Genomic DNA, 20,225 nt, shown 5'->3' with positions numbered 1-20,225 from the left:
GCTAAAAATTTAACCATTCTTGATATGCCAAGTACATTTCATCGAATGTAGTTAATGACATATCAAATGACCCATATTCTTCTATATAAGTTGATAAATCATCAAAATCATACATTTCTTTTGGAAACATCAAATCGTTAAAAACAGCTTCTGCAAAACGACCAAATTCATTGTTAGCACCACGTTCAGTTAATACATAATGATAAAAAGAGATTTGTTTCATTAATTAACGTTGATTGATAATACGGTTGATTCACCACGCACTAAATCACCATTATTCAATGTGTCTAAAGTGTTGATAACATCAGAATTTGTGATGATGACTGGAGAAATAACAGATGATGCTTTTTGCTCAATTAAGTTAATATCAAACGTTAGTAACTCATCTCCAACTTTAACTTTATCACCGGCATTTACTTTCGTATCAAAACCTTCACCTTTCATTGCAACTGTTTCTAATCCTACATGAATTAAAATTTCTAATCCGTTAGATGCTTTTATACCAATTGCATGTTTCGTCGGGAATACATTAACAATTTCACCTTCGATTGGTGATACTACGATACCTTCAGATGGTGCAATTCCGAATCCTTCACCCATCATTTTTTGGGCAAAAACTGGATCGGGAATATCTTCTATCGCTACATATTTCCCTGTAATAGGTGCTTTAATCTCAATTTGTTTACTTACTTCTTCACCTTTACCGAACATTTTCTTGAACATAATGATTCCTCCAATAAAATAAAGTATTTTTCTTTCACTTATTATACCCTAAATTTCTTGATCTAATACTTTTATATACTTAGAATAACCTAATTCATTTAATTTATTATATGGAATAAATTGAATACTTGCAGAGTTGATACAATAACGTAATCCACCTAATTCCTTTGGTCCATCGTTAAATACGTGGCCTAAATGAATATCACTTAATTCTGTTCTTACTTCGGTACGTGTCATCCCGTAAGATTTATCGACTAATTCAATTATTTCTTCATCACTTATCGCTTTTGAAAATGATGGCCATCCACAAGATGAATCGAATTTATCTAAAGATGTAAACAATGGCTTTCCACTCACTTTATCTACATATATTCCTTTTTCAAAGTGATTCCAATATTCATTTTCAAATGGTGGTTCAGTTCCATTTTGTTGAGTTACGTAGTATTCCATTTCGTTTAACGATTTTATCTCTTTTTTAAGCATGATGATTCCCCCAATGTGATTGAATAAAACTTTTTCTTCCTGAACCCGTACTATATGCTTCATAATGAGCAGGCGCTTTTTGATAATAATCTTGATGATAGTTTTCTGCTGGGTAGAAATTTTTATACGGAATAATTGGTGTGTTAACAGGCTTATTGAATATTTTTGCATCATTTAAATTTTGAATCACTGATTTAGCAGACTCAAATTGTTCTTCATTATGCGCAAATATTGCTGGGGAATAACTTTCACCTCTATCGAAAAATTGGCCTTCATTATCCGTTGGGTCAAATGTCTTAAAGTAAATATTTAATAACGCTTCGTAACTCATTATCGATTCATCAAATTTAATTTGCACTGCTTCTCGATGTCCAGTTGTATTGGTACAAACTTCTTCGTATGTTGGATTTTCAACGTGCCCGCCACTATAGCCACTAACGATACTGATTACACCATCAAACTGTTGAAACGGTTTTACCATACACCAAAAGCAGCCACCTGCTAGTGTTGCTGTATCCATTCAATCACTCCTTAAGTTTTAAGTCGAAGTGCCATTTATGATTTTCATCGATTTTTTCAAGCAATATTTTTGTATCTCCAACTTCTTTTATTCCTAAAGTATAAATGAATCGTTTATTTTCTTCATCTAATCTGACTTTGCTTGGTAACTCGCCGTATTTATCAACGATACTTAAGGCTTGCTTTTCAGATAAAGGCAAATTACCAATATTAACATTTTCGATATTAAGTGCAATCACGCCAGGTGAGATAACTTTAGGTTGTGTTTTTATTTTTGTATGAACATCTAAGGTCATAAATTTTGATTTTGATTCAATCCTAATCTTATGATCTTTTAATTTTATTTTTGTATTTTTATCATTTAAAACAATAAACTTTTTTATTGTCTCTTCCGATAAAATCATTTTATCATCTGAACTTAGTTCAAAAGTTGCTAATGACTTTATTTCTGCTTGTTCAGAAAATAGTTGCTTAGCCCAAAATATCACATACAAATTAAATAAAAGCAACAAAATGAAAAGTACAAACCAAATAGGCTGCTTTATAAACCTAGTCATTATAGCCAAACACCGATAATCCAATAGCTCCAGGACCTGTATGAGTTGATACAATAGGTGTAGTTGTATTAATTGTTATTTTTTCGTCTGTGTATTGCTCAATTGAAGCTTTAATTTTATCTAATAAATCCTTTGCATCTGCCTGTGAGATACCTATGCGTAAATATTGATATTCATCCGCCATTTTAGCTATTTCTTTAGCTAATAGTTTAACGACAGCATTTTGCGTACGTGCATTTTGTATAACATGGATTTCACCGTCAACAACTTGCGCAACTGGTTTTAAGTTCATTAATCCACCAATAAATCCTTTCCCACGAGAAATTCGGCCACCTTTTCTCAAATAATCAAGCTGGCTGATTACTAAAAATAATTTAGATTGTCGTTTCATAATATCTATCGCATCAACGATCTCTTCCATTGATTTATGTTTTATGATAAGTTCAGCTACATTTTGAATGATGAATCCATAGGATTGTGCGATAAAACCACTATCAACGACAGTTACTTTACCATCTACCATACTTGCTGCCGTTTGTGCACTGCCAACTGTTCCACTTAAACGATGTGTCATATGTAAACTCAAAATTTCATAACCTTCATCGATATATTTTTCATATATTTCTGCAAACTTTCCTGTAGGAGGTTGACTCGTTTTTGGGATTTCTTTTAATGTTATTAACTTCTGTAAATATTCATCAGACGTGATTTCTTCTTGATCTAAATATGTTTTACCGTCTATAACAATATTTAGAGGAACTTGCACGATTTCATGATCTTCTAAAAATTGTTTCGGTAAGTCGTGTGTAGAATCCACAATAAGCTTAATTTTATTCATATTATCCCTCAATATCTTTTCTTATTTCATTGCCGCTTCAATACTTTCATGAACAAGGTTAGCAACTTCTTGTAATGAATAATGATTAAAAATCTCTGGTTCAATTGCATCAAGAATAGTTACATCAACATGCCCAGGAACAATTTTTTTACTATTATATTTCTCCATCAATTGTGAAGTTCCTTTTATTGCAATAGGTATGATTGGAACACCTGCACTTTTTGCAAGTTTAAATGAACCAGCCTTAAATTCAGCCATTCCTCTCCCTTTACTTCGTGTTCCTTCAGGAAAAATCATAATACTATGACCTTCTTTTAATGACGCTACACCATCTCTTATCATTTGAATCGATGAGCGTCTATCAGTTCGGTCTAGATAAATACAATTCAATAAATCCATCCATTTATGTAAAAATGGAATCTTTTTTACTTCAACTTTAGATACAAAGCCAAATGGCTTATTAATAGCATATATCAATACAGGTATATCAAAGTTCCCTTCATGATTTGAAATGAACAATACCCCGTTCTCTGGATAATTTTGATTGCCATGTACTTTCACTTTTAACCCAGCAGTTTTTAGTATTTTATCTGCCCATTTTTTTGGATATTGATTTGTTACTAAATCTTTTTCAGCTACTGTATCATAATTTACTAATGATTTTTTTACACTATTTAATTTGGGCGTCACAAGTGCAGCGTATCCAACAATTGTGCCTAAGGTTCTAATTAATCTAATCATTTCTCTTTCCTCACTAAATGCATAAAGTGATGAGGTACTAAATTTTTTTCATCCAGTATACCTTCTTCAATTGATTCGACTTTAAAGTCTTCAAATGTATATTCCGGAAAAAAAGCATCCCCTGGGTACTTTTCCTCAATTACAGTGACATACATATCTTCAACCATATCAATAGTTTGTTCATATAGATTTTGTCCACCAAATATAAATACTTGGCCATCTAATTTATTAATTTCTTCTAATGAATGTATAACATCAGCATCTACAGGTTGAAATGATGTATCACGTGTTATGACTACATTTCTACGGTTGGGTAACGCTTTCCCTAATGATTCATAGGTTTTACGTCCCATTACAATGGTATTGCCGGTCGTTAAAGCTTTTACACGCTTCAAATCATTTGGTAAATGCCATGGCATTTTGTTTTCAAATCCAATAACTCTATTTTGATCATGACATACTATAAGTGATAACATAACATTCTCCTTAAACTGCAATAGGTGCTTTTATAGCTGGGTGTGCTTCATAATTTAAAATTTCTAAATCCTCGTATTCTAATTCAAATAAAGATTTATCTGTATTGATTTTTAATGTTGGCGGATTATAAGAATCACGTGTTAATTGTTCATTTACCGCATCGATATGATTTGAATATATATGAGCGTCACCAAACGTGTGCACGAATTCTCCCACTTCTAAACCACATTCGCGTGCTATTAGATGTGTTAATAAACTGTAACTTGCGATATTAAACGGTACACCTAAAAAGATATCCGCGCTACGTTGGTATAATTGACAAGACAATTTATTATCATGCACGTAAAACTGGAACATCGTGTGACACGGCGGCAAAGCCATTGTGTCAATTTCCCCAGGATTCCATGCAGAAATAATATGCCTCCTACTTGTTGGATTAGTCTTAATTCCTTTAATAACTTCCATCAGTTGGTCCGTTGATCCATTTTTTGTTTCGAAATTACGCCACTGTTTACCATATACGTTACCTAAGTCTCCGTATTGCTTACTAAATTTTTCATCTGTTAAGATTTTGTTTTTAAAAATCTTTAACTGAGCTTGGTATTCGGTATTGAATGCTTCATCCACAAGTGCACGATGACCAAAATTTGTCATGTCTGGACCCGTATATTCTTCACTTTCAATCCACTTTAAGAACGCCCATTCATTCCAAATATTATTGTTGTATTCTAACAAATACTTAATATTCGTATCACCTCGCATAAACCAAATCAGTTCAGTGGCAATCAGTTTAAAAGAAACTTTTTTTGTTGTAAGTAAAGGAAATCCTTTTGATAAATCAAAGCGCATTTGATGACCGAATACTGATAGAGTGCCTGTATTTGTACGATCATCTTTGTTTTTACCCGTGTCTAGTACTCTTCTACATAAATCATGATAAGCTTGATCGAATGAATTCATCAAGTCACCTCTTTCTATTTTTTCTTATATACTTTATAATACATTTATATAACGTATAATAAAAGAATTAGATATTAGAGATTTACATTATAGGGGTGAAATAAATGGGCGCAGATATGATGGTTGTTTCAGGATTATTTTTATTATTATGCTACATGATTAGCATGTGTATTACTGAATAATTAAAAAGACTTCGGATTTCCGAAGTCTTTTTATTTTGTGAGTATTTTATTATACCGATATCCATAATGCGTTTTCGTCTGTTTTCTTATATTCATTATAAACTGATATTCATGTATTAATCTTGATTTGAAATGCGCACGCAGTATAACCTTCCCTGTAAAGTGCTCAAATATCGTATTTAATAACTGACGATCATCCTGAATATTATGTGTAACGACTTTGACAAGCGACGCTATATTAGACGTTTCTACCGTTTCTTCGTACATGGGATCTAAATAAATGATACCTGCTTCCTTTAATATCGATATATTATTTAAAATATTCCCATATACAAACTGTATACGCTCAGTTTTTAATATGCCATCATATAATTCCTGATAATAAAATTGAATACCCCATTTTATCGCAAAATGAATATAGAAATTTTCTTCGAATGCATAAAATCTACTATCCGGCATGGTCATTGCCATCAATAACAAATCGTTCGCCATACCCATAGTCGCATCAATAATAATTTTCGTTTCAATTTTTTCATCTTGAATCAATTCAACGAGTGGCGGGACATGGTCCTTCGATTGATACGCTTTATATTTCACTCGTGTCGTATTTTCATGATAGAAAATTTTATTATCAATGGATGTATATAACACAACACCTGTTTGTTGAATGACAAGTAATGGTGTTGAATTATTATCGAATAGATTTTTTATCGTTAATTTACTTCTATTGATGACTTCAAATGTAACATCATGATAAGATTTAATATCATTTACAATATCATTTAAATATTTCAATATTAAAGCATCAGGCTTTACACATGTTGTTATACGTAAGTGTAATCTAGCAATGGTCATCAAAGTATTCTTTAATATCCATACATATTTCTTCTACAGGTCGTCCTTCAATGTGTTCTCTCGGAATAAATCCAACTAATGATTGTCCTTTAAATAACGCCATTGAAGGGCTTGAAGGTGCTTGAGCAATATATTCACGCATTTTTTCTGTAGCTTCACGGTCTTGTCCTGCAAAAACGGTTACCAAATGATTGGGTTTTTTATCGTTTTGTGTAGCAACAGTCACTGCTGCAGGACGTGCTAAACCAGCTGCACAGCCACAAACTGAATTAATGACAACAAAAGTCGTGTCATCGTCTTTCACTTGCTTAAAATAACCTTCAACGGTTTCACTTGTTTCTAATGATTCAAAACCATGGTTAGTTAGTTCACTTCTCATACCATTCGCAATATTCTTCATATATTCTTCATATGCATTCATATTATTATTCTCCTTTATTTCGGTTGGCAATTTGTTTCCATACTGAGCCAACTGCCGCTTCACCATTCTTAATACGTTCATATGCCATTTGAACTTGTAATTTCACATCAAACGCCAAGTCATCCAAATGTTGTTCTAAATAGGGTAGGCTTGTTTCATCACCTTCATCAAAGATAAACATCGCAGCACGCCATCTCACTATGGGGTGCTTATCATCTAATGCTTTATGCATGACAGGTAAACTTTCTTTGTATCCTAGATCACTCAAGGTATCACCTGCTGTACGTCGTACAGTTAAGTTGTTATCTTCCATTGCCGTAAATAATGCAGGTAGAACGATTTTATCCTCAATCATACCTAAAAATACGACAGCTAAGCGTCTGATTTGTGGCTTTTCATCCTTTAATACAGATTCGAAAAATGTTAAATCAGTCGTGTCTGGCGTGGGATAATGATCAATCATACGATAACGTTCTTGCCAATCCTCAATTTGTTGATAGTCTTCTAATGATACTTTTTCCAACTTTTTAGACGCATCTACAAATTGATTAGCTTTCCCACGTGCAATATATTCAGTTAATACAACATCAGGGAACTTCGCATCAATTTCCTCTTTAATAGAATCAATAATCTCTTCTGCTTCTCCGTAGCGCACACCATAATCAACCCATTTACGTAACAAGATAACATTATCATCGTCATTTTGAGCTGCTAACATTGCATCAATAAAACGCACGTCAAGTTGTTTACGTGTTTCACTATCTTTATCTGTTACTTTAATTTGATATGGAATACCTTTAAATTCTAAAACTTCTACTTTCTTCTCACCGTTATCAACAACAATTTCTGGTTGAACATCAATTTCTTCATCAAAAATCACTTTAATTTTAGGTAATACGATTTCCCAATCAGATTTTGGTGTTTTATCTACAGAAATAAAATCCATGACATGAAAAACGGACTTTACCTCTTCTATTTGAAGTAATGCATTAATAAAAGAAGGATTTGTATCAATGACAGATGTATACGTCGCACTTTTCATGCCCTCTTTTGTATAATCTAAGGTGATTTTTAAAGTATTGGGACTAGGTGTAGGTTCTATTTTTAAAATTTTCATATTATCTCCTTACTGCAAAATATTGCCGAGTTGTTTAATTTCAATACCGACAGAACATTTTTTTATACAATAATGATGTGCGTATGTTTTACCATGTTCTTTACGGTGATAATTTTTAAGTAAACATCCATTGCAAAAATGATCCGTTAACGAATCAATCTGCTTTATTGTTATCTTTTGTTCTAGGTTCATGAACTCACCTCAAAAAATAGTATATCAAAAATGGATAAAAATTGATGCACATTTGATTTCTCTAAAAATACATTGCAATATATACATTACGCAACTATAATAGATAAGTTGAATTTTTATTGAAAGAAGGAAAAAGAATGACAAATGAATTATGGGCACTCGTTGCTTTTATATTAACGTTTTTAGGTTTAGTATTAATGTATCGTTGTTTTGGTAAGGAAGGATTATTCGTATGGGTTGCAATCGGTACCGTAATTGCAAATATTCAAGTTACAAAAACTGTAGAATTATTTGGAATTACTGCAACACTAGGCAATGTATTATTTGCTTCTATTTACTTAGCAACTGATATACTTAATGATAGATACGGAAGAAAAGTAGCCAAGAAAGCTGTATGGTTTGGTTTTTCATCAGCTATCATTATGATAGTATTAATGACAACATCGCTTCAGTTTATCCCTACAAAAACAGATATTGCACAAGAAAGTATGCAAACTCTATTTGGTGTGGTTCCACGTATTGTACTTGGATCGATTATTGCGTACATTATCGGACAATATGTCGACGTGTATTTGTTTAATTTAATTAAGAAGTATTTCTCATCAGAAAAAACTTTTATTGTACGTGCATATGGTAGTACATTATTTAGTTCTGTTGTAGACACTGCATTATTCTCAATAATCGCTTTTACTGGATTAATGCCAAACGATGTTGTATTTGAAATATTTGTTACAACGTATATCTTTAAATTAACTTCTACATTATTAAATATTCCTTTTGGTTATTGGGCGAAAAGCTTCCATAGAGAAGATAATCTTTAAGTAAATGAGGGTGTATAATGGCACAAATCTTTATTGATGCATCAACTAAACAATCTCCACTACATAGTGCTTGTGGAATAGTTCTTAAGTTAGAGGACAAACAATTAGAATATGGTGAATACTTAGGACAGATTGATAATCATGTTGCAGAATGGCAGAGTCTAATTATCGGTATCAAACTCGCTATAGAACATGAATGTAAAACACTATTAATCAAGAGCGATGCTAAAATAGTCGTTGATTCCATTGATAAAAATTACGTCAAACAAACTATTTTCAAACCCTATTTACAGGAATATCTTAATTTAATTCCTTATTTTGATTTAATACTCATCAATTGGATCCCGAGGCATCAGAACAAACATGCAGATACAATCGCAAGAAGAACTTTGCAGCAATATATATAATATTGCTCAAAGTTCTTTTTTTAATATTGTTTCTATTGTTTTTAAGACACCATCATTTTCGTTACTATGACAAATATGTTTTGCTATTTTTTTCACTCGTACATTAGCATTTTCCATTGCGTATGAATGCTCTGTCATCTGTAACATTTCTACGTCGTTATCACTATCCCCGAAAGTATATAATGATTCAACATTTTCGCCTAAAATATCAAGTACCTTATGAATTGCAACGGATTTATTAGCATTTTGATTTATGATGTCAATGCATTTAAATCCACTGTCTACTACAATACTGTTATCTAATACGTGATTTAAATCTTTTATAATGTTTTTGGTGTAATCTTTTTCAGTATCGTTCATTTCAATCGTAATCTTAGTTACTAATTGAATATTTAACTTTGCACTCACTATTAAATCACTGTAGTATCCATGCATGCGCTCTATAAATACATCAGACGCTGATGTAGATGCAAACGATGTATCCAGCGTACTCACTACATATGAAGTGATTGAATTGCGTTCTAAGTACTTAATTGCACCTCTCACATCATTTTCAGTTATATAACTCGTATGAAGAATATCTCCTTTATACATTATGACCGCACCGTTAGATCCAATAAAATATATATCATCATTTTCAAAAAATGATTGCAAATGATTCGTCGTATTACTACTTGCCACAAGAAATTTAAACATCCCTTTATACTCATTAATAATACGATTAAATAATACACGATTATATTCATTATCATTGTTTAACAAAGTACCATCCATATCGACAGCAAATACAAGCATACCATCACCCTTATCCACGTGAAACATTCTATATTACACGATATTTTGTAGACTTACCTTGACCCACTTTTTCAATAAAGGCTTCCTTTTGAAGTTGTACAAGCGCCCTTTCGATTGTTTTTCTACTAATATCTGCTAGCATAATTTCTAAAGCACTGCGTGAAATAGGTTCGAAAGAGCGATTAAGTACATTTAATATACGATAAGTAGGCGTTATATTATCATTTAAAATTAATTTGAAATTAAAATCTAAAGCTTCATAACTTTCGATTAATTTATCAAAGTAATATGTAAAATATATTGATTCTTCTTCAAAATTAAAAGCATCAATTTGTTTTTTTCTCAACTTCGATTTACCATTACTCATTGATTGAAATACCAATTGATCAATGCTTTGATATTGTGTCACTAATATATCTGACTTAAATAACAACAGATGTAACAACAACCTTGAGAACAACATCGTTTTTTCATTAAATACTTTGGACTGTATGAATACGTAAATGATATGAAAGATTTCAATCAATTCATTAGTTTCAAGCTTATTCATTTTATCATTATAATATCGGCATAACTTTTCAAGCGCTGCTCTATCTTCTTCTGACATGGCATTGATTGTATCAACATCACCTAAAGTCATCTCAAGAAACAATGAAATAATAGACTCTACATTGATATCAATAAATTCATAATCTTCACTGACATAGAGCATCGCATCTCTAAATCCAGAAATTTGAGATTCAGCTTCATTATCGAAAGACTTTCTAAATTGAAGTAATTGCATCAACTTTGTATCAGCAATTATGATTCCAGATAATGCACAAGCATATTTGATATTGTGATAAAGCCCTGCAAATTTCATTTTTTCTAATGCTTTCGTATTATATTGTAGATAAATAGTTTGTTTCCCTTTGTACTCATGAATACGCGTCATTTGTTTCACTAATCGATCATCATATATCATCAAAATTCACCTCTTTATCAGTCATTTTATATTATTCGACTGATAAAATAAACACTTTTATCACACGTTATAAAATGTCATCTTCATCATACGGCTGAGGATGAATCAAGTCTTCAGCAATGTACTCCATGTTTTCTAAAGGAATAAAACCTGCTAATTGTTGTAGTTCTTTACCATTATCAATAATGATTGTTGTTGGAACACTCAAAATTTCAAATTGTTGTGCAAGTGCTCTATTTTTATCAATATCGACTTTGACGATTTGTATATGTTCGTTATATTTTTCATCTAATTTTTCTAATACTGGATGAAACATTTTACAAGGACCACACCACGATGCAGTAAAGTTTAATATAAAAAATCGTTGTTTTAAATTCGGCATTTCAGTTAGATCGTTGTTCTGTATGTATTTAATCATTTTTCTCCTCTTTTCTTATATGATTTTTTTATTACTTATTTATCATTAAACATAATCTTTCATTTTATTTTTAATCTAATAATATACTAATAAATTCAATTTATGCATTGATATTGCTTTATTAAAATATTTGATTATTATATAATATTTTCATTATTTAACATTGGAGGCTTCATCTATGAATACTTTTACAATTCAACAAGCGATTTTCATATCAAGTAAACTTCGCACACAATTAGACAATGCCTTAGAAAAATTCAGAACTGAATATCGGGTACCGATTGCGCTTAATAATAAAAGTATAATTAATGAAGAGAAAAGTATTCTCGTTCATGACTCTATCCAATTAATTGAGAATATCAAAAATGATATTACACAATTAAAAACAGCTATTCACGAAGCAAATTGTACTGCACAAATTCACTTTGACGGTAAAAAATACACACCATCAGAATTACTTGAATCATTAAAACAAGATCGTCGTATCGTACAAATATTAGAAAATAATATCTCATTTGGATTCGGTCAAGAAAGAATTAAAGCTGTTGCAGGTGTTGGAATTGTTGAAGAAGGCATTATTGAAGAAAAGTTTGTACTAAATTACATCGAACAACTTGAATCATCTGCAAACCAAAAATCTATGCTCATTGACCAGTTCAATAATGAACATAAGATTCAGATTGAACTGATCAATCAAATATAAAGCAACTATAATTTCGGTAGGAAGAAATTTCAAGATATTGAACGGACTCGTTTTTCGTTTTACTTAACCTTTACGCCTTACGTAATCGGAATTTATGAATCTTTTTGATGATCTTATTATCTTTCGATGGGTGCATACCAAAAACGAAGAATAGTGCGTTTTGCCTTTCAACTATTCAAAAGAGGATTAGACCTCCGGTCTAATCCTCTTTCTTTTGTACATTAACTACCTTTTATTCTGTTTATATTCAGCTTAATAGTTACCTGGACACCAGATACGACCATCTGGACATGGTTTCGTACCAGGTTTTTCAGTTGTTGGACTTTCAGTTGTTGGTGCTTCAATAGTAGCTGGTTCTTCCGTCGTTGGCTCCTCACTAGTTGGCTCTTCAGGTGTAGTAGAAGTGCCATCCACTTCAACATACTTAATGTTTTCACCTTTGTCAGTTGGTACTTTAAATGTATCTTGCGCATCAAAAACGACCGCTCCTCCTGGTGCTAACCCTTTTGGTAAGCTTGAAATATGAATTGGTTGAATTGTATCAAATCCAGCTTCGCCTTTAAATCCATATTTACCTGTAGCTTCTTGTTTTTCTAAAGCAACACGGAAGTTCGTTAAGAATTCTCCGACTGACATCGTTGGACTTATATTTTTATGAATTGCACGTTGTAACGTTTCAATTGTTGTACCTTGATCTTCTAATATTTCTTTGAATATAGCATCACCATTTGAGGATTGGGTTCTTAAGTACTGACCAAACAAATACGATAATGAGTAGTTAGATAATACATCATCATTATTGTTCCACTGTAATACTGAGCGGCCATTAGCAATAGTTTGAGATTTATTGAAATATTCAATACGTTTCGTTAGTACTTGCTTAGAATAAATTTGTTCAGAAGCCATTGAGAACGCCTCATTTAACCAAGTATCCATCTTTCCATTAATAAAGTCACCTTTTTCAACTAATACGTTACGGTTAAAGTTCACCATATGTTGATATTCGTGTGCTAACGTTGTATAGATTTTTGTTACATCCATTTCTGCGTTTTTTCCCATAGAAGGATAGGTATCCATGTAAAATGTTTCAGACATGTTCGATCCAGACATCATAAGTAGATCTCGAGGATGGAAGTATCCACCGACATAACTTTTAGTAGTTTCATAATCATCTTTGATATCAAATACTAAAATATTGATTTTACCATTTTGATCAATATCAGATGGTGTTGAGAACTTCTGTTCAACCAATGGTCCAATTTTATTATCAAATTCCTGACCAATTTGATTGGCTTTTGCTTCCGTTACACGATTATCTGCAACCCAAACTTGTGCTTTCGATCCATCATACAATAATTTTGCTGAAGTTTTTTCATCAGCATTCGTGACCATATTCACTGTCGTGAAATCACGCGTATCACCCTTTTGATAATCTTTAACGATACCTGGAATTTCAGCTTTACTTTGTGTTCGAAGAGATTTACTTACTTTAGGTACATCGAAATCTCTATCAATTTGAAAAATTTCAGTATCTTTATTTACTACAGAATTTTGTGATTTTAATACAACTTTTGGTGCTAAATTTTTCGCACTAATAGTACCAACACCTTCTGATGTTCCTAAACGATCTGTATTCTCGTTGTTAACTATGTAAGTTTTTCCCTCAACAACCGAAGAAAATGGTGAAGCAAGTGTTAAAGCTGTAAGACTAGTTACAGTAACTTTTAATAAATTTTTCATTTGACATCTCCTTTATTAATTTTAAACGCAATAGTTTTTGAATGTTTTGGTAAGACAAATATATAATGTTAATTCATAATTTACAATAGTCTGAATATTGATTTGCGGCTTACCGTAAAGTCATTTAATTATTATAAAAATATGCTAAAATCTTTGAATTCATTGATTTTACTAAGATAAAGACTATTACAAAACTAAAATTAACATTTCAAAATTTTATCATTTGTCACAATTTTAAATTTCTAAAAAAAGACCTTATTCCATCTAAATAATGAAATAAGATCTGGCTATTATAATTTACATATATAATTTTTAGCAACTTTCAATTCAAAATTTTCACAAATTTGAACCATTGATGTTATATCAATTGAAAATGGCATTTCACTAATAATCTCTTCCAAATGAATAGGCACTTCAGTATGAATTTCAGCCAACTGATGAGATAATTTTAATGCCTCGATACTATTATTTATCTTCGCTTGTTGTCCTTTAGGTAATTCGTGAACATTATCTAATACACCATCAACGCTTCCATATGTTTGAATCAATTTAAGCGCAGTTTTTTCTCCGATTCCTTTAACACCAGGATAACCGTCAGCTGAATCACCCATAAATGCTTTTACATCAATTAATTGTTTTGGTAGTAACTCATATTCTTCAATAAAACGCGCTTTATCGTACTTATTATAAATATTAAACCCTTTTTTAGTTAACCATACTTCGATGTGCTCATCTAATAATTGAAGTAAATCACGGTCTCCACTAATAACCTTAATATTGTAAGAATTATCTAATGACTTCGCTAATGTACCAATCACATCATCTGCTTCAAAATTTTGAATCCCAATATTATGGAATCCTAATTGTCTTGAAATCTCTTGAACCATATCAAATTGAGGTATCAATTCATCTTGGGGTGCAGGACGGTGTGCTTTATAATTTGGATCAATTTCATTACGGAACGTTTTAGCACCCATATCCCAACAAACAATGACATGTGTTGCATTTGTATCATGAATTGCACTTACAACGTGACGCACAAAACCTTGCACACCATTCGTTGGTATACCTTTTGAATTCTTCATATAATTCTTGTGTAAACTCGTTGCAAAGAAATGACGGAATAATAAAGCCATCCCATCGACGATTAATAAATTATTCATATGATTCTCCTGTTTCTATAATTTCAGGGTAAATTGACACCCACTCTGAGTAACTCCCAGCGTAAACTTGCACATCTTCATTTAACGTTTTCAGCGCAACGTACAATGGTGTCGCACTTAATCCAGAACCACAGTATACTACACTTTCTTTACCTAATACAGATTTAAAGACCTCTCGCAATGCTTCTTCATCTTTTGGTAAGCCATCAGCATACACTTCACTAAAAGAAATATTAATTGCTGTCGGAATATGACCAGCAATTTTATCCATAGGTTCATTTGCACCAATATATCGCTCATGTGCACGTGCATCAATTAATACAACATCATTTTGAGGCGTTTGAATTAACGATTGAATATGATCACAGAAAGTTATGATATTTTTATTATATTGATTATTACAATCGCTATTCATCTTTTCTAGATATTTTTGTTTCTGCATTTCATATTCATCTGCTGAGCTTTCATATAATTTTATAGTCGCATGTTGTTTACCTTGCAATGAATTTGCAACAGATTTTTTTAATATTTTCATATCTTCATAGCCTTCTTGAATTAAAAAGCACTCCAGTCCAACTAAATGACATAAGAATACAAAGCGTGTGCCAAAAAAACTATTGCGATTGTCATAACCGATTATCTTTCTGCCTTGAGCATTTGCCTCAATCATTTCTACAAAATCATTTAAATCCGGTAATGGATGTCGTCCACCAGACATTGGGTTTTGTCCCATTAGAAATGAATGTATATATTCAGCACCTTCAATTCTTTCATCCATATAGTTTTGAATACTTTGTTCTAAATTATCCATAACACCTCGGCAATCAAATAATACTGCCTCGTCATTTTGTATTAAATCATAAGCTTCCTGCTCTGTAATCCAAATTTTCATTATTCCACCTCTATTTTTTGAATAGCTTCAGATACATTTTTAATAATCGATTGATTAATTTTTTGAGCTAGTTTATCATACATCGTTTGATGCATTAATGCGTTCTTTTCATTAATATGCTCAGTCATTACATTAGAATTGTCGGTGATTAATTGCAATATTTTATTTTCATATTGATCTATTAATGATTTAACTTCATTTAAAGTAGCACGATGCATCTCATCATAAAGTTCAGCTCTTAAAGTTTGATTCATTAATTGCTTTTGTTTAACATTCCCTAATTTTAATTGGTGCAATTGATCTGTAATTTGACTGATACTTAATTCGTTTGGATTTAAATACTGGTCTTTATACTGAATGTCTTCATAAATTTCATTTTGTTCTAATACTTTAGATACAACACTTACAGCTTGATTAAATTGGTTTTGAACCGCTTTGTTTAATCTTGGCATAATTAAATATAAATCTTCATTAAGCTTATGTTGTACTGCGTGTAAATAGCTTTCATTCACTGTTGATAAATCTGATGATGTATTGATTTCAGACTTTAATACATCATATAACTGAATCTTCATTTTGTCTTTTAAATATGTAGTTTGTTCTTTTAATACATCTTCAATTGATCGTATTACTGTACCTACTACATTGCCTTCAATTGGACCATTCGCTAACCATTGGTCATATTGTGCATTTCGTTGCTTGATTTGCATTTCATATGCTTCATAGTTTGTTACAAGTGCTTTCGCCTTATCGAATAACACATCAGTATGATGATTAATTTGTTTTATCTTTTGTTGTTTACTCGTTGAAGTTACAAAATGGTCAATTGCTGATATAAATGCAGTAAATCGATCATCATAAGACTTAAGTGCATTTCGACTAGATACTGGATAAATCGGATCATCAACATTGATTGTTTGGAGCTCACTTGCTAAATAATTAACCACCGATTGCATTTCCTCTTCATCTTTTGCTAAATCCACAGCATTAATGACAAAGAAATTTTGACTATCTTCATTGATAATCTCTACCTCATTTAAATATGAAAGGAATGCCTTATCTTTTTCAGTATATACATGATTATAGTAAGAAACGTAAATTAAAAGATCACTATCCGCAATGATTTCTGTCGTTTCTTTCGTATGACGACTGTTCGTACTACCTGTTCCTGGAGAATCGATAATTATCTTGTCTTTTAAGAATTCGTTTTGTACGCCTAACGTAATCTTTTGAACAAATGCCGCGTGTGCATCTTCTGCTGTGTATTGCTTAATTTCAGCATCAATTACTTCTATCGTTGTTAATTCATTTAAATATGCTACGTAGCGGTCATAGTTTTGTATGATTGCTTCTGCAAAGTTTCTGTTTTGTGCACTTAACAGATCTAATTTACCTTCATAACGTTTAATCCACTGAGGGATGGTCTCAATTTCAAATGTTGAGGTTAACATCATATCATTTAAAGATTTTAGAATATCTTTTTCAAGTTTAAATGTAACGTAGTTTTTATCTCCATATTGAATCTCTGTGATCGATGCAGTTGTTGGGTTTGGTGATGAAATTAGAATTTCTTCTTTTAGAAGCGCATTTATCATCGCACTTTTCCCAGCACTAAACGCTCCGAATACAACAATTTTAGTCATATTTTGATTTAAGCGTTCAATTTGCGTATTAATTTTTTCAATGTCCGTTTTGAAATAATCAACATGAGATAATTGATTTAATATCTTTGTACTACGTTCTAAAGTGACATCTTGTGTCAACGTTGCTTTTGCTAACTTTTCGATTGTTTTAGGTCCTTCTTCAAACATTTCAAATGTAACATAATCTCTACCGATTAGTTTATCGACTGATTCATCGACATGGATATAATAATGTAAGTAATTCTTGGTTGTAATGGATTCGATAAACTTTTCATTCACAAAGTAGTCGTCAAACTTCACAGTTTCTTCACTTAATGCAGTATTTGTATTTAAATTAGACAAATTTATATTTTTTATGAACTGTTCATGCCATGATTTTTGTCGATTTAATATCATGCGCTCAATAAATAATTTCAACTCATCAGAATAAATGAGTACATAATCATTTGTAATAGATGTTTGTTGTTTAATTAATTGTCTCACTTGATCATTAGAAATATTAAATGATAAGTCGTTAATTATGCTAGTGTCAGTTAAATATTTTGAGAACTTACTATAGTATTCTTTTAATTGGAAAGTGATTTGCTTTTCTATAATGTCATTCATTGCAGTTACAACTTCATTCACTTTTTCATCTTGAATCCCTAGTAACTTTGCTTTCTTTCCAAATAGACCCGGCACTTTATAGTTATCAGCAAATGTTTCTAACATCAGCCGATTCTTTTCTCGCATTTCAAAAGACATTAAATATGCGTTCTTAATAATTTCTTTAACACCATTCAATAACAACAGTGTGTTGTTATCATCTGTTAGAATAGCTTGTTCAGCATTCATAGCTGCACTTTCTGTCGCCTTTTGATGAGCACGCTCTACTTCATCTTCTTCTATATTTAAGTCACTGAGCAAATTTTGCTTTTTATCTTGTAAATAATCAATTTGTGTAGCTTCAATATAATTAATCATGCGCTCAAAATAAGCATCTTTATTTACTTGTGCTTGCGCTGCATATTTCTTCATAAGGGGCATAGCAAGATTAATTTCATTATATGGACTATCAAATATTGAAGTATACAAAATCGTTTCAATATTCAAATGCCAACGTGAAATGTTATCTGCAATTACTGATTTGAATGCATCAAATGATAATTCAGTATCTTGGTGTTTATCAATTTGATTGATTACTAACACGACTGGAACACCTAAAGTATTTAAAGCACGTATTTGATCAAAGTTTTTTTCAGAATTTACATGATTATATTCTACTGTATAAAATACAACATCACTAATTAGCAAAAATTTCATTGTACTTGTTTCATGATTTTTAAATGTTGCATCAATGCCTGGCGTATCTTGAATCACTGTTCCAACTTCAAATTTATCTGATACCTTGTTAATTTCCACAGATTCAATTTTGTGGTTAAGTGTATTCACTTTCTTTATTTCTTCATAATGATTTAAATCACTATAAGTATGATTATCTAGGTTAATTCGGACATTATTTTGATCACTTAATATTATTTGAGCAGTATTACTTGTGGTTGGTACGGGTGAACTTGGTAAAATATTTTCATTAAATATATTGTTAATCAGTGATGATTTACCTGATGAAAAGTGTCCGATGAAACTAATAACAACATGATCTTGATGTATTTTCTTAATGATTTCATTGATTTGTTCAACCAATATCGTATTGTCGGATTTTTCAACTTCCTTTTTCAATTGGTACAACTGCTTGATTTGTTCATGATATTTCATAACATACCTCTTTTAGTCATATTTATTTGTGAAATTTTTAACGAAAATCAAAAAGTGTGATATTTATCACATTAATATACTTTGTACTCTATTATTATAAAGAAAGAAAAGCTAATAAGAAAGGGTGTACATTATGGCAGAGGATAAAAATTTAAATCGTTCGCTTGATCCAGTACAAGCTAATGAAGATGCACATCATGATTTAGATTTACGTGGAACTTTGGTTTCAGTTCTTGTAATTGGTGGCGTTATTTTAGTGAGTTGGTTTGCTATATTTATTTTATTTTTAGAACGTATTTAGGAGGGGAAAAATTTGCATAAGTTAGAAAAAGTTTGGTTAAGTTTTGGTATTGGATCACTTGTTTTATTCTTAGGTATAATCTTTGTATCAGCTTTACATAACGGACATGAACCAATAGCAAGTGGACGTGAATTCGTAGATCCCGAATTGATTGACAAACATGAAGTTTTCAGTAAACCTGGTCTTCATAAAGTAGATGGAAAAGACTGGGATTACGAGTTAGTATTCGTAGTATCAGCATTTAACTATAATCCTGGTGAAGTTGAAATACCAAAAGGTGCAAAAGTAAAAATTATTGCGACTAGTCGCGATGTTGTTCACGGATTTGAAATTGCACAAACAAACGTAAACATGATGATTGAACCAGGTCACATTTCATCTTTTGAGAAAACATTTGATAAAAAAGGTGAATTCTTATTATTATGTAATGAATATTGTGGTACTGGTCATGCTGACATGAAGTCAAATATTAAGGTGGTAGATAAGAAATGAACGAATTCAAATTAGATAGCGGTGTATTTGATGATCGCTCTACTTATAGAAACCATCACGCAGAGG

Annotated in this window: 25 protein-coding genes; 5 read left to right on the top strand and 20 right to left on the bottom strand. The window is 31.5% G+C overall.

Annotated features, from left to right (window positions below):
* Position 1: 1 nt before the first annotated feature.
* From ACMGE9_RS12695 to ACMGE9_RS12635, 13 genes are all read right to left on the bottom strand, one after another.
* A complete protein-coding gene (locus tag ACMGE9_RS12695) occupies positions 2–223 on the bottom strand; it encodes a YozE family protein (RefSeq protein WP_414043131.1) in 222 nt (73 codons plus the stop codon).
* A complete protein-coding gene (locus ACMGE9_RS12690) occupies positions 223–723 on the bottom strand; it encodes a PTS glucose transporter subunit IIA (protein ID WP_414043130.1) in 501 nt (166 codons plus the stop codon). Before ACMGE9_RS12690 ends, ACMGE9_RS12695 begins: the two co-directional genes overlap by 1 nt.
* A gap of 48 nt (positions 724–771) precedes the next feature.
* The gene (msrB, locus tag ACMGE9_RS12685; protein ID WP_414043129.1) at positions 772–1,206 is read right to left on the bottom strand and encodes a peptide-methionine (R)-S-oxide reductase MsrB; all 435 of its coding nucleotides are present in this window, start codon (positions 1,204–1,206) and stop codon (positions 772–774) included.
* Entirely contained in the window at positions 1,199–1,726 is a 528-nt protein-coding gene (gene msrA / locus ACMGE9_RS12680; RefSeq protein WP_414043128.1) for a peptide-methionine (S)-S-oxide reductase MsrA, read from the bottom strand. The genes msrB and msrA overlap by 8 nt, the downstream gene beginning before the upstream one ends.
* A gap of 4 nt (positions 1,727–1,730) precedes the next feature.
* Positions 1,731–2,282 (bottom strand): DUF2140 family protein, encoded by a 552-nt coding sequence (locus ACMGE9_RS12675; RefSeq protein WP_414043127.1) that lies wholly within the window; start codon positions 2,280–2,282, stop codon positions 1,731–1,733.
* Positions 2,275–3,120, bottom strand: a complete 846-nt coding sequence (locus ACMGE9_RS12670; RefSeq protein WP_414043126.1) for a DegV family protein — start codon at positions 3,118–3,120, stop codon at positions 2,275–2,277. The genes ACMGE9_RS12675 and ACMGE9_RS12670 overlap by 8 nt, the downstream gene beginning before the upstream one ends.
* Positions 3,121–3,141: 21 nt before the next feature.
* On the bottom strand, positions 3,142–3,861 hold the full coding sequence (locus ACMGE9_RS12665) for a lysophospholipid acyltransferase family protein (protein WP_414043125.1): 720 nt from the start codon (positions 3,859–3,861) through the stop codon (positions 3,142–3,144).
* Positions 3,858–4,337 carry a dihydrofolate reductase gene (locus ACMGE9_RS12660; RefSeq protein ID WP_414043124.1) on the bottom strand — a complete coding sequence of 160 codons (480 nt, stop codon included), beginning with the start codon at positions 4,335–4,337 and terminating at the stop codon, positions 3,858–3,860. The genes ACMGE9_RS12665 and ACMGE9_RS12660 overlap by 4 nt, the downstream gene beginning before the upstream one ends.
* A gap of 10 nt (positions 4,338–4,347) precedes the next feature.
* Positions 4,348–5,301, bottom strand: a complete 954-nt coding sequence (locus ACMGE9_RS12655; protein ID WP_414043123.1) for a thymidylate synthase — start codon at positions 5,299–5,301, stop codon at positions 4,348–4,350.
* Positions 5,302–5,510: 209 nt separating this feature from the next.
* The gene (locus ACMGE9_RS12650; RefSeq protein ID WP_414043122.1) at positions 5,511–6,335 is read right to left on the bottom strand and encodes a class I SAM-dependent methyltransferase; all 825 of its coding nucleotides are present in this window, start codon (positions 6,333–6,335) and stop codon (positions 5,511–5,513) included.
* Positions 6,322–6,756, bottom strand: coding sequence for a BrxA/BrxB family bacilliredoxin (locus ACMGE9_RS12645; RefSeq protein ID WP_414043121.1), 435 nt, complete (start codon positions 6,754–6,756; stop codon positions 6,322–6,324). Before ACMGE9_RS12645 ends, ACMGE9_RS12650 begins: the two co-directional genes overlap by 14 nt.
* A 4-nt stretch (positions 6,757–6,760) precedes the next feature.
* Positions 6,761–7,873, bottom strand: coding sequence for a conserved virulence factor C family protein (locus tag ACMGE9_RS12640; RefSeq protein ID WP_414043120.1), 1,113 nt, complete (start codon positions 7,871–7,873; stop codon positions 6,761–6,763).
* A gap of 9 nt (positions 7,874–7,882) precedes the next feature.
* Positions 7,883–8,065, bottom strand: a complete 183-nt coding sequence (locus ACMGE9_RS12635; protein ID WP_414043119.1) for a zinc-finger domain-containing protein — start codon at positions 8,063–8,065, stop codon at positions 7,883–7,885.
* A gap of 137 nt (positions 8,066–8,202) precedes the next feature.
* Here ACMGE9_RS12635 and ACMGE9_RS12630 point away from each other — a divergent pair, with 137 nt between their 5' ends.
* Entirely contained in the window at positions 8,203–8,886 is a 684-nt protein-coding gene (locus tag ACMGE9_RS12630) for a queuosine precursor transporter (RefSeq protein ID WP_414043118.1), read from the top strand.
* Between the two features lie 17 nt (positions 8,887–8,903).
* On the top strand, positions 8,904–9,293 hold the full coding sequence (locus ACMGE9_RS12625; RefSeq protein WP_414043117.1) for a ribonuclease HI family protein: 390 nt from the start codon (positions 8,904–8,906) through the stop codon (positions 9,291–9,293).
* Positions 9,294–9,299: 6 nt separating this feature from the next.
* Here the strand turns inward: ACMGE9_RS12625 and ACMGE9_RS12620 are convergent, their stop codons facing one another.
* From ACMGE9_RS12620 to ACMGE9_RS12610, 3 genes are all read right to left on the bottom strand, one after another.
* Positions 9,300–10,106 (bottom strand): Cof-type HAD-IIB family hydrolase, encoded by an 807-nt coding sequence (locus tag ACMGE9_RS12620; protein WP_414043116.1) that lies wholly within the window; start codon positions 10,104–10,106, stop codon positions 9,300–9,302.
* A gap of 10 nt (positions 10,107–10,116) precedes the next feature.
* Entirely contained in the window at positions 10,117–11,055 is a 939-nt protein-coding gene (locus ACMGE9_RS12615) for a hypothetical protein (protein ID WP_414043115.1), read from the bottom strand.
* A 64-nt stretch (positions 11,056–11,119) separates the two neighbouring features.
* Positions 11,120–11,470, bottom strand: coding sequence for a thioredoxin family protein (locus ACMGE9_RS12610; protein WP_414043114.1), 351 nt, complete (start codon positions 11,468–11,470; stop codon positions 11,120–11,122).
* Positions 11,471–11,648: 178 nt separating this feature from the next.
* On the opposite strand from ACMGE9_RS12610, the gene ACMGE9_RS12605 reads away from it, so the two are divergent.
* On the top strand, positions 11,649–12,173 hold the full coding sequence (locus ACMGE9_RS12605; RefSeq protein ID WP_414043113.1) for a hypothetical protein: 525 nt from the start codon (positions 11,649–11,651) through the stop codon (positions 12,171–12,173).
* A 252-nt stretch (positions 12,174–12,425) separates the two neighbouring features.
* Here ACMGE9_RS12605 and ACMGE9_RS12600 read toward each other — a convergent pair whose 3' ends face one another.
* The 4 genes from ACMGE9_RS12600 to ACMGE9_RS12585 all read right to left on the bottom strand — a co-directional run bounded on the left by ACMGE9_RS12600 (position 12,426) and on the right by ACMGE9_RS12585 (position 19,366).
* Positions 12,426–13,913 carry a M30 family zinc metallopeptidase gene (locus tag ACMGE9_RS12600; protein WP_414043112.1) on the bottom strand — a complete coding sequence of 496 codons (1,488 nt, stop codon included), beginning with the start codon at positions 13,911–13,913 and terminating at the stop codon, positions 12,426–12,428.
* Between the two features lie 290 nt (positions 13,914–14,203).
* Complete coding sequence (locus tag ACMGE9_RS12595) at positions 14,204–15,076, bottom strand: 5'-3' exonuclease (RefSeq protein ID WP_414043111.1); 873 nt, start codon at positions 15,074–15,076, stop codon at positions 14,204–14,206.
* Positions 15,069–15,968: a sulfurtransferase gene (locus ACMGE9_RS12590; protein WP_414043110.1), complete on the bottom strand. Its 900-nt coding sequence runs from the start codon at positions 15,966–15,968 to the stop codon at positions 15,069–15,071. Before ACMGE9_RS12590 ends, ACMGE9_RS12595 begins: the two co-directional genes overlap by 8 nt.
* Positions 15,968–19,366: a dynamin family protein gene (locus tag ACMGE9_RS12585; protein ID WP_414043109.1), complete on the bottom strand. Its 3,399-nt coding sequence runs from the start codon at positions 19,364–19,366 to the stop codon at positions 15,968–15,970. The genes ACMGE9_RS12590 and ACMGE9_RS12585 overlap by 1 nt, the downstream gene beginning before the upstream one ends.
* 133 nt (positions 19,367–19,499) lie before the next feature.
* Between ACMGE9_RS12585 and ACMGE9_RS12580 the strand changes: the two genes are divergently transcribed.
* Complete coding sequence (locus ACMGE9_RS12580) at positions 19,500–19,667, top strand: cytochrome c oxidase subunit 2A (RefSeq protein ID WP_414043108.1); 168 nt, start codon at positions 19,500–19,502, stop codon at positions 19,665–19,667.
* A gap of 12 nt (positions 19,668–19,679) precedes the next feature.
* Positions 19,680–20,159: a cytochrome B5 gene (locus ACMGE9_RS12575; RefSeq protein WP_414043107.1), complete on the top strand. Its 480-nt coding sequence runs from the start codon at positions 19,680–19,682 to the stop codon at positions 20,157–20,159.
* The last annotated feature ends 66 nt before the right edge of the window (positions 20,160–20,225 follow it).

Source organism: Macrococcus animalis, from assembly GCF_047425875.1.
Classification (GTDB): Bacteria; Bacillota; Bacilli; order Staphylococcales; family Staphylococcaceae; genus Macrococcoides; species Macrococcoides animalis.
Note: the sequence above shows the minus strand (reverse complement) of the source record. Positions and strands in the feature narration are given on the sequence as shown.

Bases quoted from the DNA above. Each gene is read 5' to 3' on its own strand.
- msrA (WP_414043128.1), bottom strand. From the start codon at position 1,726: ATGGATACAGCAACACTAGCAGGTGGCTGCTTTTGGTGTATGGTAAAA.
- ACMGE9_RS12610 (WP_414043114.1), bottom strand. From the start codon at position 11,470: ATGATTAAATACATACAGAACAACGATCTAACTGAAATGCCGAATTTA.
- ACMGE9_RS12585 (WP_414043109.1), bottom strand. From the start codon at position 19,366: ATGAAATATCATGAACAAATCAAGCAGTTGTACCAATTGAAAAAGGAA.
- ACMGE9_RS12695 (WP_414043131.1), bottom strand. From the start codon at position 223: ATGAAACAAATCTCTTTTTATCATTATGTATTAACTGAACGTGGTGCT.
- ACMGE9_RS12595 (WP_414043111.1), bottom strand. From the start codon at position 15,076: ATGAATAATTTATTAATCGTCGATGGGATGGCTTTATTATTCCGTCAT.
- ACMGE9_RS12660 (WP_414043124.1), bottom strand. From the start codon at position 4,337: ATGTTATCACTTATAGTATGTCATGATCAAAATAGAGTTATTGGATTT.
- ACMGE9_RS12675 (WP_414043127.1), bottom strand. From the start codon at position 2,282: ATGACTAGGTTTATAAAGCAGCCTATTTGGTTTGTACTTTTCATTTTG.
- ACMGE9_RS12590 (WP_414043110.1), bottom strand. From the start codon at position 15,968: ATGAAAATTTGGATTACAGAGCAGGAAGCTTATGATTTAATACAAAAT.
- msrB (WP_414043129.1), bottom strand. From the start codon at position 1,206: ATGCTTAAAAAAGAGATAAAATCGTTAAACGAAATGGAATACTACGTA.
- ACMGE9_RS12625 (WP_414043117.1), top strand. From the start codon at position 8,904: ATGGCACAAATCTTTATTGATGCATCAACTAAACAATCTCCACTACAT.
- ACMGE9_RS12665 (WP_414043125.1), bottom strand. From the start codon at position 3,861: ATGATTAGATTAATTAGAACCTTAGGCACAATTGTTGGATACGCTGCA.
- ACMGE9_RS12690 (WP_414043130.1), bottom strand. From the start codon at position 723: ATGTTCAAGAAAATGTTCGGTAAAGGTGAAGAAGTAAGTAAACAAATT.
- ACMGE9_RS12580 (WP_414043108.1), top strand. From the start codon at position 19,500: ATGGCAGAGGATAAAAATTTAAATCGTTCGCTTGATCCAGTACAAGCT.
- ACMGE9_RS12670 (WP_414043126.1), bottom strand. From the start codon at position 3,120: ATGAATAAAATTAAGCTTATTGTGGATTCTACACACGACTTACCGAAA.
- ACMGE9_RS12650 (WP_414043122.1), bottom strand. From the start codon at position 6,335: ATGACCATTGCTAGATTACACTTACGTATAACAACATGTGTAAAGCCT.
- ACMGE9_RS12600 (WP_414043112.1), bottom strand. From the start codon at position 13,913: ATGAAAAATTTATTAAAAGTTACTGTAACTAGTCTTACAGCTTTAACA.
- ACMGE9_RS12645 (WP_414043121.1), bottom strand. From the start codon at position 6,756: ATGAATGCATATGAAGAATATATGAAGAATATTGCGAATGGTATGAGA.
- ACMGE9_RS12605 (WP_414043113.1), top strand. From the start codon at position 11,649: ATGAATACTTTTACAATTCAACAAGCGATTTTCATATCAAGTAAACTT.
- ACMGE9_RS12640 (WP_414043120.1), bottom strand. From the start codon at position 7,873: ATGAAAATTTTAAAAATAGAACCTACACCTAGTCCCAATACTTTAAAA.
- ACMGE9_RS12630 (WP_414043118.1), top strand. From the start codon at position 8,203: ATGACAAATGAATTATGGGCACTCGTTGCTTTTATATTAACGTTTTTA.
- ACMGE9_RS12635 (WP_414043119.1), bottom strand. From the start codon at position 8,065: ATGAACCTAGAACAAAAGATAACAATAAAGCAGATTGATTCGTTAACG.